Annotated in this window: 1 protein-coding gene; it reads left to right on the forward strand. The window is 46.6% G+C overall.

All coding sequences use genetic code 11. From position 1 onward, the window contains the following. Nucleotides 1-764: hemagglutinin repeat-containing protein (locus A1D25_RS01740; protein WP_157394003.1), on the forward strand; the 764-nt coding region annotated here is incomplete at both ends.

Raw genomic sequence — 764 nt, forward strand, 5'->3', positions numbered from 1 at the left:
AAGGTGGTATTAGAGGGCGTGGACACCAACGTCAAAGGCACTCTTAAACTAGATGGCAAAGACGGCATTGTGTCTAAAGGGGTAATGGACACCTATGACAATAAAACCACGAATAAAAACCACAGTGCCAGTGTGGGTGTGTTTGTTGGTTTTAATGGCGACAGCTATGGTATCGGTATTGAGGCTTCCGCCTCGGTAGGTAAGGGGAAAGAAAACAGCCACAGTGAAACGTGGCAAAACAACCAACTTCAAGCAGGGAAACTCGTTACATATTCGGACAACGGTAAACTTACCTTAGATGCCACGAATGTGAAAGCAGACCATTGGGAAGGCGATGTACAAGGGCTTGAGCTGATTAGCCGACAAGATGTGACTAAATATGACAGCAAACAAGTGCAAGCAGGCGGTAGTGTCTCTGTCACCTATGGTTCAGGCGGAGGGGCAAACGTTAATGCCAGCTACAACGCAGCCAAACTCAATACCGCACAGGTTGAAAACCAAACCAGTGTGGACATTGGCAATGGGGGAATGGAGGTAAAAGTCAGGGGCAATACGCACCTTGAAGGGGCAACAATCAGTAGCCAAGCAGACAAAGCAAACAACCGTTTCCAAACAGGCTCACTGACAACAAGTGATATCCAAAACCACAGTGAATTAAAAACAGAAAGTGTCGCAATCAGTGGTGGCTCAGGTGGCATTAATCCCCTTTCAGCCTTAAGTTTACTGGGCAATAAAAATGAAAGCAGCCAAAGCACCACAAAAGC

It is taken from the genome of Ursidibacter arcticus (genome assembly GCF_009761375.1).
GTDB classification, from domain to species: Bacteria; Pseudomonadota; Gammaproteobacteria; order Enterobacterales; family Pasteurellaceae; genus Ursidibacter; species Ursidibacter arcticus.